Genomic DNA, 19,212 nt, shown 5'->3' on the forward strand with positions numbered 1-19,212 from the left:
CAGACTGGGCGGGTCAGATCAGCATATCAGGCATCCGGCTGGCCGAGCATGGCCCTGAGTTGCTCTTCCAGGCTGGGCTCCGGGGCCTTGAGCGTTTCCATGAAGAGTCGCTCTATGCCCGCCTTGTCCTGACTCTTCACGATGAACACCAGCCTGGACTGGGCTTTGCCCTCCGGCCACTCCCCCAGCGCCTGCAACGGATAGAGCTGGCCGTGGACGCCGTGGATCACCACCGGCTGGCTCTCTCCCTCCAGCTGCAAAATCCCCTTGAGCCGCAGCAGGGCGTCGCCATACCGCCCCTGCACCGCGTCGATGGCAGCCAGCAGGTGGGACGGCTTGAGCGGCTCGCCGATGCGCAGGGAGAAGCTCTCGATGTTGCCATGCTCGAAATGGGTCGGCGCAGCGGTACCCACCTTGGCAGCGAACGGCTTCATCTTTGGCTGCATCGGCGAGGCCAGCCCCTGCTTGGGGGCTTCTGTGCGCAGCCAGGCCAGCAGCTGGCGCATGTCACGCCCCGCCGCCTCGTTGTAGGCGCCAAGCTTATCCAGCACCGCTGGCGACAGCTCGCCATTGGTGACCTGCTGGATGGGGGCCGCCGGGTTGAGGGCCGCCAGCTGGCTTTCGACCCGAGCCAGCTGCTCGCCGTCCACCAGATCCCCCTTGCTCACCACCAGCAGATCCGCCAGCGCCACCTGCTTCACCGCCTCGTATTGCTGGCCGAGCTGCTGCTCGATATGACCGGCATCCACCACTGTGACGGTGCCATCGAAGCGGTAGCGCTGGGCGATAAAGCCCTCTTCGCGCAGGGTAAAGAGCACGGGGGCCGGATCCGCCAGACCGGTGGTCTCTATGATGAGTCGTTTGAAAGGCTTAATTTTCCGTTGGATAGCCTTCATAAACAGCCCCTGCAGCGCCTCCACCAGGGAGCCCTGCACCGAGCAGCAGATGCAGCCGGAATCGAGCAACACCACCTGCTCATCCACCTGTTGTACCAGGTGATGATCCAGCCCCACCGAGCCGAACTCGTTGATCAGCACCGCGCACTCGCCGAGCTCCGGCTGCTTGACCCAGTAATTGAGCAAGGTGGTCTTGCCGCTGCCGAGAAAGCCGGTCAGCAGGGTCACGGGGATTCGGGTGTCTTGCATATCTGTCATCTCGATGACTCCCTTCTGAGCGGCAGGGTGATGAGTACGCGGGTGTCTTGCATGTCGGTCATGTTCAATCCTTACCGGTTGGCAAACAGCTCGCCGAGCCAGCGATTCTCGAAGCGGCCGAGGGGGTCGAGCTCGGCCTTGAGGGCCAGGAAGTCGTGCCAGCGCGGCAGCAGGGCCGGGAAGTCATAGAGATCCATCGCCAGGTGCTTGCCAAAATGCGGCGTACCGCCGAGCGGCACCAGCAGTTGTTGCAGCTCGCGCATCTGCTCCATGGAGCCCCCCACGAAGGTGCCGTCCGCCGCCAGATAGACCAGGAACCCTATCCAGCACACCGACTTGCCATGGGCGGCGCTGAGCCAGGCCTCGGAGGGGCCGGTGCAGCGCAGGATAAAGGGATAGTGCAGCGCCCCCGGGTTACACTCCTGCCAGTGCTGCAGTATCGCCAGCGCCTCCTGCATGCGCTCGAGGGGCACGGCCACCTCGCAGTTGATCTGGGGCGCCGGTATCCCCTTGCAGAGGATCTGGTAGACGTTGCCCACCAAGTCAGAGGCATCCTTGAAGCGGCGCACCGTCTCGAAGTGCTCGCCCGCCCGCGCCTCGTCCTTGGTGTCCCGCGCCATCTTCTGCAGGGTGGCGTCTATGGTGTCATTGAGTGCGGCGCTCATGGCGCTGTCAACGTCTCCCTCCAGCAGCAGCGGCTCGCTGCCACCCGCCCGATAACGGGCCACCTCCTCCTCGGAGGCGGGATCCACCAGCCAGATGTGGCTCTCGCCGGTCCAGGCGAACCACCAGCTCTTCACGAAGCCGTGCTCGCGGTTCAGCCGCTCGTTGTGTGCCAGCAGGAAGGGATAGTCTGTGGTGAACTTGGTGCAGCGCATGATGCGGTTCGGCACTGTGCGCAGGGTGACGTCGAGCAACACGCCGAGCATGCCCATGCCCATCACGAAGGCACCGAAACGCGGATCCGTGCGATCCACGCCAATGATCTCCCCGTTGGCCAGCATCACCGTCATCGCCTCCACCGCATCGCACAGGGAGGACTGGTGCAGCCCCTGGCCGTGGGTACCGGTGCTGAGCGCGCCCCCCATGGTCTGGATGCCGATGACGCCGGGGGACGCGGGCAGCATGCGATCCATGGCGATGAGATCCCCATAGATGGTATCGAGGGGCGTACCCGCCTGATAGGTCACCGTATCGGCGGTTTTGTCCAACTGGCCGCGCAGATGATGCAAATCCACCAGCAGCGCCTGGCTGCCCTCGGCATAGACGCTGTGGATGGGTTCGAAGGAGAGACCGGAGCCGATGAGCCGCAGCTTGCGATCCGGGTACTCCCGCAGCAGTTGCTGCAGCTCGTCACGGCTCTTCGGGCGCCACACCTGATCCAGGGCGCCGAGGGGATTGGTCCTGGACCAGTTGAACAGCACCTCCCGATTGCCAATCGCCTTGATGCTGTGAAATGCCTGGAACCTGACCGTCATACCGCGCCTCATCTGACTTCAAAATGAGCGGCAATTCTACCGAAAAGCGAGCGCCAAGGCATGAAAAACAAGCCCCTACAGTCGAGGGTGGATAAGGGAGCCAACCCCCTCCCCCTCAGCGCGAGGGCTGGGTCAGTGCCAGCAGCATGCCGAAACCCACCAGCAGACCGCCAAAGATCCGATCGATCCAGTGGCGCACCGCCAGCAGACGAGCCCGTACCGACGCGCTGGAGAAGAAGAGCGCCACCGCGCTGAACCAGAGGGCGTGGGCCAGCACGATGAAGGCGCCGTAGCCGAGCTGGACCGCCAGTGGCGTCTGCGGCTGCACCACCTGCATGAACAGGCTGACGATGAAGATGGTGGTCTTGGGGTTGAGCACATTGGTCAGAAAACCGGTGCGCAGCGCCCCCAGGCTGGAGAGGGCTGGCTGACTGGCCAGCTCCTCCCCGGTCTCGGGCTGGGCCCGCAGCATCTTGATGCCGAGGAAGACGAGATAGGCCGCCCCCACCAGCTTGATGAGGTTGAACAGCCAGAGGGACTGTTGGATCAGCAGGCCGACCCCCAGCAGGGTGTAGCTCACGTGGACACAGACCCCGGCCGCGATGCCGAGCGCCGTCAGCACGCCGGTGCGACGGGAGAGCAGCAGGCTGTTGCGCGACACCATGGCAAAATCCGGGCCCGGGCTGATGACGGCAAAGAAGGTAATGGCTACTACGGCTAACAGTTCGGTCATGAAAATAGTCCTGATCACATGGGATATCGGCTATTTTATTTGGCAATAACCCCCATGACGAACGATGATTTCTCACATGAATGGTGATAAAAATTCACAGAAAACCCTCTCGCTTCCCTCCCTGACGGCCCTGCGCTGCTTCGAGGTGGCGGCCCGCACCGAGCACTTCGGCCGCGCCGCCGACGAGCTGCACCTCACCCATGGCGCCATCAGCCGGGCGGTGCGCCTGCTGGAGGAAGACCTGGGCGTCAGGCTGTTCGATCGGCGCCAGCGCCGGGTCTTCCTGACCGAGGCGGGTGAGCGGCTCTATCAGGCGGTCAGAGAGGGGCTAGGCCAGATCCGGGAAACGGCCCAGGCGCTGCGCCAGCAGAGCCGCCCTCAGTCGCTGGTGCTCTCCTGCGAGCCCACCCTGCTGATGCGCTGGCTGATCCCGCGCTGGCCCGCATTTCAGGCCCTGCACCCCGAGCTGGACGTCCATCTGATGGCGGGGGGCGGCGCCCTCAGCTTTGGCAGCGGCATCGATCTCGCCATCCGCCGCAACGACTTCGACTGGCCCGAGGATCTGCACAGCCAGCTGCTGTTCGAGGAGCTGACCGGGCCTGTCTGCCAGCCGGGCAAGGTGGCGCAGTTTTTCGAGCTAGGAGGAGAGCTGCCGGCTCTGCGCGCCTCGGCCCCCCGCCTGCACACCAAGACCCGTCCCGCCGCCTGGCAAAGCTGGCAGGCGCAGGCCGGACAGGGTGCGAGCGACGAGGCGCCGACCCAGACCTTCGAGCACTTCTACTTCAGCCTGCAGGCCGCCGTGGCGGGCCTTGGCGTCGCCATCGGCCCCTACCGGCAGGTGTGTGATGACCTCGAGGACGGCCTGCTGACGGCCCCGCTCGGCTTCATTCAGGACGGTACCGGCTACCATCTGCTCGCCCCCGCGCCGCCCGAACCCGGCAGCGCCCACGAGACCCTGGCGAACTGGTTGCACGGTCTGGTGCGCTGAGCCGCATCAAGCCTGGGTGGCGCGCTCGACGGCGGGAGTGTATCTCTCCGCCGTCGTCAGTTTCCGGCAGAACTGGCGCAGTGGCATGGGACGGGCGAACAGGAACCCCTGCAGATACTGAACCCCCTTGCCCCTGAGGTAGGCGGCCTGTTGCTCCGTCTCCACTCCTTCGGCTACCAGGGAGAGGCCCAGCCGCCGACCGAGGTCGATGACGTTGTCGACGATATGCTCGGACAGCGACTCGGTCCCGATGCGACCGATGAAGGAGCGATCGATCTTGAGATAGTCCACGTGGAACTGTTGCAGGTAGTGAAGGCTGGAGTGACCGGTGCCGAAGTCATCGATGGAGAGCCGCACGCCCATCTCGTCGAGCTGGCGGAACAAGGAGAGCGTCTGCGGGTTGGTCACCAGCAGCTCCCGCTCGGTGAGTTCCAGCACCAGCACCACCCGCCCCGGCACAAAGTGCGCGAGGAAGGCGCGACACTCCGCCAGCAGGGAAAGATCCCGGCAGTGGGCGGCGCTGATGTTGAAGCTGATGTGAAAAGCGCCGGGCAGCCGGGTTTGCACCTGCTTCAGACGCTGGGCCACGACCTTCATGAGATGAGTGGTCATGGGCACGATCAGTCCAGACTCTTCCGCCTGGGGGATGAAGAGATCGGGGCGGATCAAGCCAGATCTCGGGTGACGCCAGCGCATCAGCACCTCCGCCCCGACCATCCTGCCGTCGTCACTGGCCATCAAGGGTTGCAGGTAGGGGACAAACTCCCCCGCCAGCAGCCCGCGCCTCAGCTCATCCGTCTGGGAACCCGGACGACCCAGCACCCACCATACCAGCAGTGCGAGCAACACCGAGGTCCCTGCCAGCCACAGCAGGGCCAGATGACGAGCCTCCCACAGGGTGTGCCAATAGAGCGGCATGGCATAGCCCGCATGGATGGCGAAGGGGTAGCGGTGGGAGGAGAGTTCAAGGCTGATCTTGCTGTACAGCCTGGGGGGCTGGTTCTGGTGATGACCGGATTCATCGATCCAGTCCGACCCCACCTGCAGGAACAGCTCGCTGGTATCACTGCTCATGGCGAGCATGAAGCTGAGCTGGGTGCTGTCGATGGCGCTCAGCGCCACATCGTGCCCGCGCTCATGGCGCACCACCAGCAGCGGATGATCCAGGCGCACCTTGTTGCCGTTCATCAGCAGCAGCTTGTTTCCGGTGTAGATAGTGCCGTCATCCACTTCATGGACGGGGCCAAACAATGAAGAACAACGGATCACGCCGCCGCGCGCCAGGTTGACTGAGCGCAGGAAAGGCTCGAGGGCCACTCTCTTGCGCAGCAACAGCAGATTGTCGACGCAGGAGCGGTTCACCAGCGACAATGCCTCCAGATTGGCCTGTTCGGCCTGATCCAACATGCGCTCCAACAAGGTTTTGGCCTTGTGGGCAGAGGCGCTGGCGTCCGCCTTCAACTCCTGCTCGTAGCTGCCGTGTACCATCCAGCCTCCCGCCAGCAATGGCAGAGTCAATACCAGCAGGGTGCAGCCAAGACGCCATCTCGTACGGGCCAGATCAATCCGGAACAGAAACATAGAAACCACGCCGCAATTCGCAGGCTTGCCCCGGCAAGCGCCACAGTGAAATAACGCCCACTTCACACAGAAGACAATGGGACCATCCAGGCCAGACAACCTAACGCAGCGCACTGGTAAATCCATCGACGACGCAGTGGCGAGAGATTGGCTGCCCATTATTGCGCAACCGCCATAAATGGAAAATGCCGCGTAGAGACGCGGCATTGTTTATATCGGGTGGAGAGTCCAACCAGTCAGTCCTTAGACCGCCTGTTGCAAAATCACCGCATCGGCCTTCTTGGTGTAAGACGCGATCTCGTTGAAGTTGAGGTAGCGGTAAGTATCTGCCGCCGTGGCATCCAGGGTCTTGGCGTACTGCAGGTACTCCGCCACAGTCGGGATCTTGCCGATGATGGCGGCAACCGCAGCCAGCTCGGCAGAGGCCAGATAGACGTTGGCGCCCTTGCCCAGACGGTTCGGGAAGTTGCGGGTGGAGGTGGAGACCACGGAGGCCCCTTCCGCCACGCGCGCCTGGTTGCCCATGCACAGGGAGCAGCCCGGGATCTCGATGCGGGCACCGACCCGGCCGAAGATGCCGTAGTAGCCCTCTTCGGTCAGCTGATCCTTGTCCATCTTGGTGGGCGGGGCGATCCACATACGGGTCGGCAGCTCACCCTGATACTTCTCGAGCAGCTTGCCGGCGGCGCGGAAGTGGCCGATGTTGGTCATGCAAGAACCGATGAATACCTCATCGATCTGGCTGCCAGCCACGTCGCTCAGCAGGCGGGCATCGTCAGGATCGTTCGGCGCACAGAGGATGGGCTCCTTGATGGTGGCCAGATCGATCTCGATGATTTCGGCGTACTCGGCATCCTTGTCCGCTTCCATCAGCACCGGGTTGGCCAGCCACTCTTCCATCCCCTTGATACGACGGGTGATGGTGCGCACGTCGCCGTAGCCTTCGGACAGCATCCATTTCAGCATCACGATGTTGGACTTCAGGTACTCGATGATCGGCGCCTGATCCAGCTTGATGGTGCAACCGGCGGCGGAGCGCTCGGCGCTGGCATCAGCCAACTCGAACGCCTGCTCAACCTTCAGGGTCGGCAGACCTTCGATCTCGAGGATGCGGCCGGAGAAGATGTTCTTCTTGCCTGCCTTCTCGACGGTCAGCAGCCCCTTCTGGATGGCAGCGTAGGGGATGGCATGGACCAGGTCACGCAGGGTGATGCCCGGCTGCAGCTCGCCCTTGAAGCGCACCAGCACGGATTCCGGCATGTCCAGCGGCATCACGCCGGTGGCGGCGGCGAAGGCCACCAGACCGGAGCCCGCCGGGAAGGAGATCCCGATGGGGAAGCGGGTGTGGGAGTCACCACCGGTACCCACGGTATCCGGCAACAGCATGCGGTTCAGCCAGGAGTGGATGACGCCGTCACCCGGACGCAGGCTCACACCGCCGCGGTTCATGATGAAGTCCGGCAGGGTGTGGTGGGTCTGCACGTCGATGGGCTTGGGATAGGCCGCGGTGTGGCAGAAGGACTGCATGGTCAGATCGGCGGAGAAACCGAGGCAAGCCAGATCTTTGAGCTCGTCGCGGGTCATGGGGCCAGTGGTGTCCTGGGAGCCGACCGTGGTCATGCGGGGCTCGCAGTAGGTGCCGGGGCGAATGCCCTGCACGCCGCACGCCTTGCCCACCATCTTCTGGGCCAGGGTGTAACCCTTGCCGGTGTCGGCCACCGGTTGCGGGCGACGGAACACGGTAGAGAACGGCAGGCCCAGGGCCTCGCGGGCCTTGTCGGTCAGGCCGCGGCCGATGATCAGCGGAATACGGCCACCGGCGCGCACTTCGTCGATCAGCACCTCGGTTTTCAGTTCAAAGCGGGCCAGCACCTCGTCGGTGCCGTGACGGGTGATCTTGCCCTCATAGGGGAAGATGTCGATGACATCGCCCATCTCCAGTTTGGAGACGTCCACTTCGATGGGCAGGGCGCCAGCATCTTCCATGGTGTTGAAGAAGATGGGGGCAATCTTGCCGCCGAGGCAGACGCCGCCGGCGCGCTTGTTCGGCACGAACGGAATGTCGTCGCCCATGAACCAGAGCACCGAGTTGGTGGCAGATTTGCGTGAAGAGCCTGTACCGACCACGTCACCGACGTACGCCAGCGGGAAACCGGTCTGCTTGAGCTCTTCGATGGCCTTGACGGGGCCGATGACGCCGTCCTTGTCCGGGGTGATGCCGGGACGGGCGTTCTTCAACATCGCCAGGGCATGGAGCGGGATATCGGGACGGGACCAGGCATCCGGTGCAGGGGACAGATCATCGGTGTTGGTCTCGCCGGTCACCTTGAACACGGTGACGGTGATCTTCTCGGCCAGGGCGGGGCGGTTCAGGAACCACTCGGCATCGGCCCAGGATTGCAGCACCTGCTGGGCGTGGGCATTGCCCGCCTTCGCCTTCTCTTCCACGTCGTGGAAGGAGTCAAACATCAGCAGGGTGTGGGAGAGGCCCTTGGCAGCAAGAGGAGCCAGTTCGGCGTCATCCAGCAGATCGATCAGCGGCTGGATGTTGTAACCACCCTGCATGGTGCCGAGCAGCTCGACCGCTTCGGCCGCAGTCAGGATAGGAGAGTGAGCCTCGCCCTTGGCGACGGCGGTGAGGAAGCCGGCTTTGACATAGGCCGCTTCATCAACACCCGGGGGAACGCGGGAGGACAACAGTTCTTTCAGAAAATCATGTTCACCGGCGGGGGGGTTCTTGAGCAGTTCAACCAGGGCGGCGACCTGCTCTGCATCCAGAGGTTTGGCAACCACGCCCTCGGCGGCACGTTCTGCGACGTGTTTACGGTATGTTTCAAGCACGACTAATTCCTCTTTGGTCTTTTTTTGGGGTTCGCCCAAGCTCGCGGCGATCGTCCTTGCGGGACACCCGTAGGGTGCCCCCCACTATATAAGTTTTAACGACTAATTAAAATCCAAACCCTGTGCAGTTATTCATCAAACCAGCATAACCATATAAGCCAGTTAGATTTTTTTAAACTGACAAGACACACAACACAGACGAGTTAACAAAAAGTCAGCATTTCACCCTTATTGGAACGTAGTGCCCAATTGCAGATAGAACATGTCATGCCCCCCCTCCGCCATGCCATAGCCGAGGAAGATGGGGCCGAGGAAGCTCTCCACCCCCACATAGACGGAGCCGGCGGTGTAGGAGGACTCCAGGCTGATGTCGGCTCCCTTGTCCCAGACTCCGCCCTGCTCGAGAGATCCCCCGAGGAACAGGGGTGCCTTGATGGCCCCGAAGTCGTTGTCCGCCACCCGGTAGATGTAGCGCAGACCGCTGAACAGACTGTAGCGGCCGCTCAACTGGTAGTGCTGGAAGCCGGATAGCCGGAACAGGCCGCCGAGATCCTGCACGAACAGCGGCACCTCTTCCTCCGAGGAGGAGCCGCCCCCTTCCAGCATCAGGTTGAGGCTGTGCCGTCCCCATGACCAGGGCTTGATCATCGCCAGGTGGTAGTTGAGCCCCTCGGTGTTCTCCGTCGGCTCGCCGGTCGGCTCAATCTTGATGTGGGAGTAGCCCCCCTTGATGTCCCAGTAGATTCCCTCGTAGGGGAAGTAGCGGCTGTCGAGGGTGTCGTGCTCGAAGCGAATGTAGGGCCCCCAGGCGGTGGCATCCGCACTCGCGTCGGACAGGTTCTGGACATCGACGCTGCCCACCTGGCCTTCCAGCCCCAGGGACACCCTGCTCCAGGGCTGCCGATTCCAACCGACGGCGAGATCCACGCTGGTGAAGCTGTACTCCGAGTCCAGGTAACGGACTCCGGACAGCTGCACATCTTCCTCCGGGAAGAAGACCCGGCGCTCGGTCTTGTCATAAGCCAGGCTCGCCTCGCCATAGAAGGTCTGGGAGGGCTCGAGTGGCGTATAGAAGTCGGTCTTGAGGTGCTTGGCCGTGCCGAGCGACGCCTCGGTCAGCCACTCGGCGCCCCAGTCGTTGACGTTGGTCAGGGTATAGGACATGCCGACGTTGTAGTTGGAGCTGCTCTCGAAGTCATCGGAGAAGCCGAGCTGGAAGTTGAGATAGCCAGGTCCCCAGTTCTTCTCGCTGGCATCCACCACCAGCACGTTCTCGCCGTCCCGCTCCACCACCTCGTAGGTGATGCGGTCGAACGACTCCAGGGCGTAGAGGCGGCGAATGCCGGCCTCCAGGCTCTCATAGGTCTGCACCTTGTCCGGGCGCACCTTGAGCATGGCCCGCACCGTCTCGTCGGAGAGGCGCGACTTGTTGAGGATCTCCACCTTGTCGATGTAGTAGGCCGGTTGACCGCTACGCTCGGCGCGGCGACTCAGCTTCTTGTTGCGGTAATTCGCGTAAGCGTCGGGGGAGAGTGACAGGGCATCGAGCTGGGCAGCGGCGCGATTGGCCACCGCCTCCCCCTGCTTGATCCCCTCCGGCATCCGGGCAAAATCGGCGATCCCCATGTCTCCGAACTCAGGGCTGAGCAGCACATCCTTGGGCCCCAGCAGCGCCTTCTGCTTCTCGGTGCCGACCTGGGTCATGTAGGTGGTGAGCTGGTCGATCATGGCCAGCCCGGATTTGAGCGACTCCCGGGTGCGCAGCTTGGCGCCGATGTCCACCACGATCACCACATCGGCCCCCATGGCCTTGGCCACGTCCACCGGCATGTTGTTGACGGTGCCGCCGTCGGCCAGGATGTGCCCCTCCCACTCCACGGGCTTGAGGGCGCCGGGGATGGACATGGAGGCCTGCATCGCCTTGGCCAGGCTGCCATGGTCGAGCACGAAGGGGGTCACCGTCTCCATGTCGGTGGCCATGGCGCGGTAGGGAATGGGCAGATCGTCGAAGCTCTTCTGCGCCGGCAGGTTGGAGGTGGCATGGCGCAACAGGCTGGCCATGGATTGGCCCTGGAAGAAGCCGTCCGGCAGCTGGGTCTGGTCACCGTTGACCCCGATGTCGGTGCGCAGCTGGTACTTCTCGCTCTGCTGCTTCTTGCGCAGGGAGAGCTCGTCACGACCGACCTTGTCCTGATAACCCTTGTTCCAGTCGATGGCGAGGGTCATCCGCTCCACCTCCTCGGCACTGAGCCCCATGGCGTACATGCCCGCCACGTAGGAACCCATGCTGGTGCCCACCACGATGTCGACCGGGATGCGCTTCTCTTCCAGCACCTTGAGCACCCCGATGTGGGCCGCCCCCTTGGCGCCGCCGCCGCTCAACACCAGGGCTATCCTGGGCCGATCCGCCTTGGTGCCACCGCCTTGCACCTGAGCGGCATCGCTGGCCTGGGCCGCCCCCGTCCATGGCAGGGTCGCCATCAGAAGCATTAGCAGTTGGGTCCATCCCCAATGAAAGATGCGCATATGAGTGTCCATTGATCCGTGCGAGTCGAGTGAGCTGTCCGCCGACGTGAGTGCCGCCAACTATGAGTTGAAGAACTTTAACTGCAACCGGCCGCGCTGGCGAGATGTCATCGTCCCGTGGTTGCACTGCAGAGCCAGGGATAAATAGTGTCAATCCAGTCCCGGCCTGATGTGAGCGCAAACGTTAATCTGCAATAAACGCCACCACCACCTCAAGAGCCCGCTCGGTCAGCCGTTAATATGTACTCAACCTTAGGCCCACACTCCCGAGTCACCCTTATGTTCGCAAGCCTGACACTCAAACAGAAAATTCTGGCCACCGTCATCCTCGCCGTGGCTCTCTCCTGTCTGCTGGTGGGCTATTTCAGCCAGCGCTCGGCCCAACAGCTGATCGAGACCCGCATGTTCGAACAGGAGCTACCCAACCTCACCCAGCGCATCGGCAAGGAGATCGAGAAGGATCTCACCTCGGTCGCAAGCGCCGCCAGGCAACTGGCCAATGACCGCTTCGTGCTGGACTGGGTGGCCCGCGGCATGCCCAAGGAACAGGAATCCATCCTCATCGATCAGCTCAAGGACATGACCAGCCAGTATGGCCTGGTCACCGCCTCCTTCGCCGATCGCCAGAGTGCCGCCTACTACAACCAGGACGGCTTCCTGCGCATCCTGAACCATGAACAGGACAACTGGTTCTACGACTACACCAAGAGCGGCCAGGATCTGATGCTCAGCATCTTTCGCGAGAGCAATGGCGAGGTGAAGCTGTTCGTCAACTTCCAGCAGCTCGACGGGCGCGGCCTGGCCGGCCTCGCCAAGTCCCTCGACAGCATGGTCAGCATGCTCGCCAACTTTCGCATCGGCGACAGCGGCTTCGTCTTCATGACCGATGGCAGCGGCAAAGTGAAGCTACACCCGGACGCCGCTCGCATCGACAGAGACAGCCTGGGTCAGTTGGCTGGCCCGGGCGCAGGCGCGCTGATGACCAAGCAAGCGTTCGCCGTCACCCACGCCGAAATCGATGGCCAGCCCGTGGTGCTCGCCACCAGTTATATCCCCCTGCTCGACTGGTATCTGGTGGCCCAGGTGCCGGAAGCCGAGATCTATGCCGAGCTGGACAAGGCGCGACTGCACATAGTGCTGGTGAGCCTGCTCATCGCCGTCGGCATGGGGCTGCTCGGCGTCCTGCTGGCCGGCTCCGTCAGTCGCCCCCTCAACGAACTGGCCCGCCTGTTCCGGGAACTGGGCAGTGGTGACGGGGATCTGACCCGGCGCCTCAAGGTGGAAGGACGGGACGAACTGAGCCAGGTCGCCACCGGCTTCAACAACTTCGTCGCCAAGATCCACGGCTCCATTGAGCAGGTGGCGAGCAACTCCCGCCAGCTCGCCGCCACCGCCAACGAGGTGGCCGCCAAGGCCCAGCTGACCCAGCACAACTGTACCGCACAGCGGGATCGCACCGTCCAGGTCGCCACCGCCATCCACGAGATGGGCGCCACCGTCAGCGAGATCGCCGGCAATGCGTCTCTCGCCGCCGACGTGGCCAGGCAGGCCAACGATCAGGCCGATGCGGGTGCGGTCGTGGTGGCTCAGGCCCGCCACGGCATCGTCGGCCTCTCCGGGGAGATCGAGCAGGTGGCCGGGGTCATCGAATCCCTGGCCAGCCAGACCGACTCCATCGGCAGCATACTCGACACCATCCGCAGTATCTCGGAGCAGACCAACCTGCTGGCCCTCAACGCCGCCATCGAGGCCGCCCGCGCCGGTGAACAGGGCCGTGGCTTCGCCGTGGTGGCCGACGAGGTGCGCAACCTCGCCAGCCGCTCCGCCGCCTCCACCGCCGAGATCCAGGGCATGATCAACCGGCTCCAGGAGCAGAGCACCCGCGCCGTCAGTGCCATGGCCCAGGGGCGCAACCAGAGTCTGGAGGTAGTCACCCAGGCGGACGCCGCCAACGGGGCGCTCGGCCAGATCACCGCCCACATCACCCAGATCAGCGACATGAATATCCAGGTCGCCACCGCCACCGAGGAGCAGTCCAGCGTGGTGGGGGAGATCAACCGCAACGTAGAGGACATCAACCAGCTCACCATGGAGACCGCCGACATCGCCCACCAGCTGACCGAGTCCAGCCGCAGTCTGCAGCAGCTCTCCGGCGAGCTCGACAAGCTGGTCGGCAACTTCCGGCTCTGAGCCTTTTAGCCCTCCCCCTCACTCAGGGAGCGCAGCCGCGCTCCCTGTTCTTCGACAACGGCAAGCCATGACGCAGCGGCGCCAACTCGACTCAGGATCTCGGCCGAAATGCCGCATAATCAGAGGAGAACCAAGGAGAACGGAAATGGGCAAACTGATGATGGTAATGGTACTGGGGGTGCTGTTGTCGGCCTGCAGCAGCGGTCCGGTGCGAGTGCACGGCGCCGATGTCAGTGTGGATGACACCCGGATCCGGGTCTACGATGGCCATCATGATGGCTATTACGATGATGACTATCATGGCGGCCAGCGGGGTCGTTTCTGTCCCCCGGGACAGGCCAAGAAAGGGCGCTGCTAGCGCCTTTTTTTATGGTCGCCATCTGCCCGCCGCAACCGGGTCTACTGCGAGGGACAGCCCGAGTCACGCAGGCTCCCATGCCGGTATCGACCACCACCTCAGCCAGAATACGCCTCTCCTCCTGTGCCTTGAGCACCGCCATGGACTGCGCCTTTGATGCCAGGCCCGCTCAGGCCCGGCATATAAGCCATTTCATCATGCGGTGATGCCAACGTGTGGCGCGGCAATGAAACGACAGCGCCAGCAAGGGCACATCGCTGCAGAGGACGGTCCTCGCAGCACGCGTTCTACCCCATACTTGAGGGAACACCGCATGTTCCCGGTTATGCCAGCGGCAAGTCATGACGCAGCGCCACCAACTTCCCCCGATGCCCAGGGGGAACGGCAGCATAATCAGGGGAAACCCTAGGAGGTTGTTATGGACAAGCGGATTCTGATGGTACTGCTTGGCGCCTTGCTCACCGCCTGCACCAGTGGCCCGGTACGGGTACACGGCGCAGATTTCAGCGTGGACGATGCCCATATCCGGGTCACTGACGGCTACTACCGCTATCATGGGGGCCATTACTATCGCTATTACGATGACCATCACCACCACGATGGCTATTACCGCCGCTATTACGATGACCGCTACCCTGGTCGCTATTACTACCGCTATGATGATCACCACCATCGCCAGGGCGGCTATCGCACCTTCTGCCCGCCAGGGCAGGCGAAAAAAGGGCGCTGTTAGTACCTTTTTTTGCGGTCGTACATCTGCTTGTCCGCCTGTTGCAACAGCAGTTCCAGATCGGGCGGCAGCAGCGGATCATAGTGGGCGATGCCGGTGGAGCAAAACAGTTGGTAGGGCTTGCCCTGCTCCCGGTTGAAGGTCGCCAGCGCCTTCTCGAAACGGGCCAGCACCCGGGACGCCAGCTCCGATCCTATGCCCGGCAGCAGCACCACGAACTCGTCCCCGCCAAGCCGGGCGAAGATATCTGCATTGCGAAACACCCGGGAGAGCAGCAATGCCACCTGGCGCAGGGCATCATCCCCCACCTCGTGTCCCAGGGTGTCGTTAATCTCCTTGAAACGGTCGAGGTCGAGGAACAGCAGACTCGCCTCCCGCCCCTGCCGATGGGAGAGCTGCAGGCACTTCTGCCCCAGCATGATGAAGCCACGACGGTTGGTGATGCCGGTCAGCTCGTCCAGGATAGCCAGTTGAATGGCGGCCAGCTCATGCTCCACCATGCCCGCCAGATCCATCAACAAGGCCCGCTGACGCTCATCCAGCTGACGCGGCCTGCGATCGATAAGGCAGAGGGTGCCCACCTTGTAGCCACCGGCGATATGCAAAGGCGTTCCGGCATAGAAACGGATGTGGGGGTCCCCCAGCACCAGGGGATTGTCGGCGAAGCGTGGATCCCGGATCGCATCCTCCACCACGAAGATCTCTTCGCCGAGGATGGCATGGCCACAGAAGGAGACGTCGCGTGGAGTCTCCTGCGCATCCAGACCGCAGCGGGACTTGAACCACTGCCGCTCCTCATCCACCAGGGAGATGAGCGAGATGGGCACCTCGAACATGTTGCGCGCCATCCGGGTAATGCGATCGAAACGCTCCTCCGCCGTGCTATCCAGAATGGCGAGACGGCGCAGGCCATCGAGTCGCTGTCGTTCGTGTTCGGGTATGGCAGGTGCTTGCATGGGAAGAGCCGGCGGTTGATGACAGAAGCCTCAGCATAGCAAATGGCCTCGAGCAAATCTCATCCATCGTCGGGCAACAAAAAAGCCGCTCCTGAGAACGGCTTTTTCATCTTGGCGGGGAGAAGAGACTTACTTCTTCTTCTTGGCCTTGGCGTTCGGCAGGTCGGTGATGGAGCCTTCGAACACTTCGGCAGCCAGACCCACGGACTCGTGCAGAGTCGGGTGAGCGTGGATGGTCAGCGCCAGGTCTTCGGCGTCGGCACCCATTTCGATGGCCAGACCGATCTCGCCCAGCAGCTCACCACCGTTGGTACCGACGATGGCACCACCGATAACGCGGTTGCTGTCCTTGTCGAAGATCAGCTTGGTCATGCCGTCGGCGCAATCGGAGGCGATTGCACGGCCGGAAGCAGCCCAGGGGAAGGTAGCAACTTCGAAGTTCAGGCCCTGTTGCTTGGCTTCCTTCTCGGTCAGACCGACCCAGGCCATCTCTGGCTCTGTGTAGGCGATGGACGGGATCACTTTCGGGTCGAAGTAGTGCTTCTTGCCGGCGATGACTTCGGCCGCCACGTGGCCTTCGTGCACACCCTTGTGAGCCAGCATCGGCTGACCGACGATGTCACCGATGGCGTGGATGTGCGGAACGTTGGTACGCAGCTGCTTGTCCACTTCGATGAAACCGCGCTCGTTGACGGCAACACCGGCTTTCTCGGCGTCCATCAGCTTGCCGTTCGGCACACGACCGACCGCGACCAGCACGTTGTCGTAGCGAACCGGCTCGGCCGGGGCGTGCTTGCCTTCGTAAGAGACGTACAGGCCGTCTTCACGGGCTTCAACTGCGGTGACCTTGGTCTCCAGCATGATGTTGAATTTCTTGGCAACGCGCTTGGTGTAGATCTTGACGATGTCTTTGTCGGCAGCAGGTACCAGCTGATCGGCAAATTCCACCACGTCGATCTCGGAGCCCAGGGAGGAGTAAACGGTACCCATCTCCAGACCTATGATGCCGCCACCGATAACCAGCAGCTTGCCCGGTACTGTGGTCAGTTCCAGCGCATCGGTTGAATCCCATACGCGGGGGTCATCGTGGGGGATGAAGGGCAGCTTCACCGGACGGGAACCGGCCGCGATGATGGCGTTGTCGAAGGTCACTGTGGTCTTGCCGTCAGCACCTTCCACTTCGAGGGTGTTCGGGCCGGTGAACTTGCCGAAGCCGTTCACAACCTGGACTTTACGCATCTTGGCCATGCCTGCCAGACCGCCGGTCAGCTGGTTGATGACCTTCTCTTTCCACAGACGCACCTTGTCGATGTCGGTCTGCGGGGCACCGAAGACGATGCCGTGCTCGGCCAGCGCCTTGGCTTCTTCGATCACTTTGGCAACGTGCAGCAGCGCCTTGGAGGGGATGCAGCCCACGTTCAGGCAGACGCCACCCAGGGTGGAGTAACGCTCGACGATAACGGTATCCAGACCCAAATCGGCAGCGCGGAAAGCAGCGGAATAACCGGCAGGGCCAGCACCCAGTACTACGACCTGGGTTTTGATCTCTTTACTCATCATGACCTCTTTGTCGTTCTATATCCCCGGACAGCACAGTCTTATGCCAAAGAAGGCGGCTGCAGCCGTGAAAAAAACGGGGCAAGTTTATAATTTTGTTAATGAAATGAGAAGTGAAAAGGGCGAGCTCTGTGCTCGCCCTCTCATTTACATTTACAGAACCAGTCGACGAATGTCGGACAGCACGCCACTCAGGGTGGTGATGAAGCGAGCCCCGTCGGCGCCGTCGATGACGCGGTGGTCATAGCTCAGGGCCAGCGGCAGCATCAGGCGAGGCACGAACTCCTTGCCGTTCCACTTCGGCTTCATCTCGGACTTGGAGACGCCCAGGATGGCCACTTCCGGCGCGTTGACGATCGGGGTAAAGCTGGTACCGCCGATGCCACCCAGGCTGGAGATGGTGAAGCAACCGCCCTGCATGTCGGCAGCGGTCAGCTTGCCGGCACGAGCCTTCTTGGAGATCTCGGCCAGGTCGCGGGACAGCTCATGGATGCCCTTCTTGTTGACGTCGCGAACGACCGGCACAACCAGGCCACCCGGGGTGTCTACCGCCACACCGATGTGGATGTACTTCTTCATGATCAGCTTGCTGCCGTCTTCGGACAGGGCGCTGCAGAAGCGCGGGTGCGCTTCCAGGGCCTTGGCGGCCGCCTTCAGGATGAACACCAGCGGGGTGATCTTCACGTCCAGCTTCTGCTTCTCGGCCAGGATGTTCTGCTCTTTGCGGAACGCTTCCAGATCCGTGGTATCCGCTTCGTCGAACTGGGTGACATGAGGGATCATGGCCCAGTTGCGGTGCAGGGCAGGACCGGAGATCTTCTGGATCCGGGTCAGTTCCAGCTCTTCGACCGGGCCGAACTTGCTGAAATCAACCTTGGGCCAGGCCACGACACTCATGCCGTTGCCAGTGCCTTGACCCGCAGCCGGGGCGGACTCGGCACGCTTGACCGCATCCTTCACGTAGGCCTGCACGTCTTCTTTGACAATGCGGCCCTTGCGACCGGAAGCCTTCACCTTGGCCAGGTTGACGCCGAATTCACGAGCCAGACGGCGAACCGCCGGGGAGGCGTGAACATAGGCATCGTTGGCCACGAAATCGGAAGCAGCAGCAGCCTGAGCAACCGGGGCGGCGGCAGGAGCGGCGGCCACGGGGGCTGCAGCGACCGGGGCGGCAGCCTGAGCAACCGGGGCAGCTGCGGCGGCCGGAGCAGCACCAGCCACTTCGAATACCATGATCAGGGAACCGGTGGAGACCTTGTCACCCGCCTTCACCTTGATCTCTCTGACCACACCGGCGAACGGCGCAGGCACTTCCATGGAGGCCTTGTCACCTTCCACGGCGATCAGGGACTGGTCGGCTTCGACCTTGTCACCCACGGCCACCATGATCTCGGTGACTTCCACTTCATCGCCGCCGATGTCAGGTACGTTGACCTCTTTGGCAGCGGCGGCAACCGGGGCAGCGGCCACGGGAGCGGCAGCCTGAACCGGCGCGGCAACGGCAGCAGGCGCGGCGCCAGCCACTTCGAATACCATCACCAGGGAACCGGTGGATACCTTGGCACCAGCGGCAACCTTGATCTCGACCACGCGGCCCGCGAACGGCGCCGGGACTTCCATGGAGGCCTTGTCACCTTCCACGGCAATGATGGACTGGTCGGCTTCAACCATGTCGCCCACGGCAACCATGATCTCGGTCACTTCGACTTCGTCGTCACCGATGTCAGGTACGTGCACGTCTTTGGCAGCGGCAGCAACAGGGGCAGCCGGTGCGGCGGCAACCGGAGCGGCAGCCTGAGCCGGAGCGGCAGCCTGAGCCGGAGCGGCGGCAGCGCCTTCCGCTTCGAAGATCATGATCTGGGAACCGGTGGCAACCTTGTCACCCACCTTGATCAGGATCTCTTTGACGATACCCGCGGCCGGAGCCGGGACTTCCATGGAGGCCTTGTCACCTTCCACGGCGATCAGGGACTGGTCCAGTTCGACCTTGTCACCCACAGCGACCATGATCTCGGTCACTTCCACTTCATCGGCACCGATATCCGGCACCATAATCTGTTTGGACATTGTGCTTTATCCTCTTACGCGTACGTTTATCGCGTTAACCTTGGCAAGAGCAG

The 19,212-nt window shown here is 62.6% G+C and carries 13 protein-coding genes; 4 read left to right on the forward strand and 9 right to left on the reverse strand.

The window, feature by feature from the left end:
• Positions 1-26: 26 nt before the first annotated feature.
• The 3 genes from KI797_RS18200 to KI797_RS18210 form a co-directional block, all read right to left on the reverse strand.
• Complete coding sequence (locus KI797_RS18200; RefSeq protein ID WP_226170471.1) at positions 27-1,154, reverse strand: CobW family GTP-binding protein; 1,128 nt, start codon at positions 1,152-1,154, stop codon at positions 27-29.
• Positions 1,155-1,225: 71 nt separating this feature from the next.
• Positions 1,226-2,632, reverse strand: coding sequence for a D-arabinono-1,4-lactone oxidase (locus tag KI797_RS18205; RefSeq protein WP_226170473.1), 1,407 nt, complete (start codon positions 2,630-2,632; stop codon positions 1,226-1,228).
• Between the two features lie 115 nt (positions 2,633-2,747).
• The gene (locus KI797_RS18210; protein WP_171273136.1) at positions 2,748-3,365 is read right to left on the reverse strand and encodes a LysE family transporter; all 618 of its coding nucleotides are present in this window, start codon (positions 3,363-3,365) and stop codon (positions 2,748-2,750) included.
• Positions 3,366-3,441: 76 nt separating this feature from the next.
• Between KI797_RS18210 and KI797_RS18215 the strand changes: the two genes are divergently transcribed.
• On the forward strand, positions 3,442-4,353 hold the full coding sequence (locus KI797_RS18215) for a LysR family transcriptional regulator (RefSeq protein WP_226170475.1): 912 nt from the start codon (positions 3,442-3,444) through the stop codon (positions 4,351-4,353).
• A gap of 6 nt (positions 4,354-4,359) precedes the next feature.
• On the opposite strand, the gene KI797_RS18220 is transcribed toward KI797_RS18215, so the two are convergent.
• From KI797_RS18220 to KI797_RS18230, 3 genes are all read right to left on the reverse strand, one after another.
• Positions 4,360-5,934, reverse strand: coding sequence for an EAL domain-containing protein (locus KI797_RS18220; RefSeq protein WP_226170477.1), 1,575 nt, complete (start codon positions 5,932-5,934; stop codon positions 4,360-4,362).
• A 243-nt stretch (positions 5,935-6,177) separates the two neighbouring features.
• The gene (acnB, locus tag KI797_RS18225; protein ID WP_041206798.1) at positions 6,178-8,775 is read right to left on the reverse strand and encodes a bifunctional aconitate hydratase 2/2-methylisocitrate dehydratase; all 2,598 of its coding nucleotides are present in this window, start codon (positions 8,773-8,775) and stop codon (positions 6,178-6,180) included.
• 228 nt (positions 8,776-9,003) lie between these two features.
• Positions 9,004-11,301 (reverse strand): patatin-like phospholipase family protein, encoded by a 2,298-nt coding sequence (locus tag KI797_RS18230; RefSeq protein WP_226170479.1) that lies wholly within the window; start codon positions 11,299-11,301, stop codon positions 9,004-9,006.
• A gap of 279 nt (positions 11,302-11,580) precedes the next feature.
• Here KI797_RS18230 and KI797_RS18235 point away from each other — a divergent pair, with 279 nt between their 5' ends.
• The 3 genes from KI797_RS18235 (at position 11,581) to KI797_RS18245 (ending at position 14,582) form a co-directional block, all read left to right on the forward strand.
• Positions 11,581-13,491: a methyl-accepting chemotaxis protein gene (locus KI797_RS18235; protein ID WP_226170481.1), complete on the forward strand. Its 1,911-nt coding sequence runs from the start codon at positions 11,581-11,583 to the stop codon at positions 13,489-13,491.
• A gap of 145 nt (positions 13,492-13,636) precedes the next feature.
• Complete coding sequence (locus KI797_RS18240) at positions 13,637-13,849, forward strand: hypothetical protein (protein WP_043128611.1); 213 nt, start codon at positions 13,637-13,639, stop codon at positions 13,847-13,849.
• Between the two features lie 418 nt (positions 13,850-14,267).
• The gene (locus KI797_RS18245; RefSeq protein WP_005329198.1) at positions 14,268-14,582 is read left to right on the forward strand and encodes a hypothetical protein; all 315 of its coding nucleotides are present in this window, start codon (positions 14,268-14,270) and stop codon (positions 14,580-14,582) included.
• Here the strand turns inward: KI797_RS18245 and KI797_RS18250 are convergent.
• The 3 genes from KI797_RS18250 to aceF all read right to left on the reverse strand — a co-directional run bounded on the left by KI797_RS18250 (position 14,579) and on the right by aceF (position 19,159).
• Positions 14,579-15,535, reverse strand: coding sequence for a GGDEF domain-containing protein (locus KI797_RS18250; protein WP_226170483.1), 957 nt, complete (start codon positions 15,533-15,535; stop codon positions 14,579-14,581). The genes KI797_RS18245 and KI797_RS18250 overlap by 4 nt on opposite strands.
• A 129-nt stretch (positions 15,536-15,664) precedes the next feature.
• Complete coding sequence (gene lpdA / locus KI797_RS18255) at positions 15,665-17,092, reverse strand: dihydrolipoyl dehydrogenase (RefSeq protein ID WP_025328438.1); 1,428 nt, start codon at positions 17,090-17,092, stop codon at positions 15,665-15,667.
• A 153-nt stretch (positions 17,093-17,245) separates the two neighbouring features.
• A complete protein-coding gene (gene aceF, locus KI797_RS18260) occupies positions 17,246-19,159 on the reverse strand; it encodes a pyruvate dehydrogenase complex dihydrolipoyllysine-residue acetyltransferase (RefSeq protein WP_226170486.1) in 1,914 nt (637 codons plus the stop codon).
• Between the last annotated feature and the right edge of the window lie 53 nt (positions 19,160-19,212).

The organism is Aeromonas media, assembly GCF_020423125.1.
GTDB lineage: Bacteria > Pseudomonadota > Gammaproteobacteria > Enterobacterales > Aeromonadaceae > Aeromonas > Aeromonas media.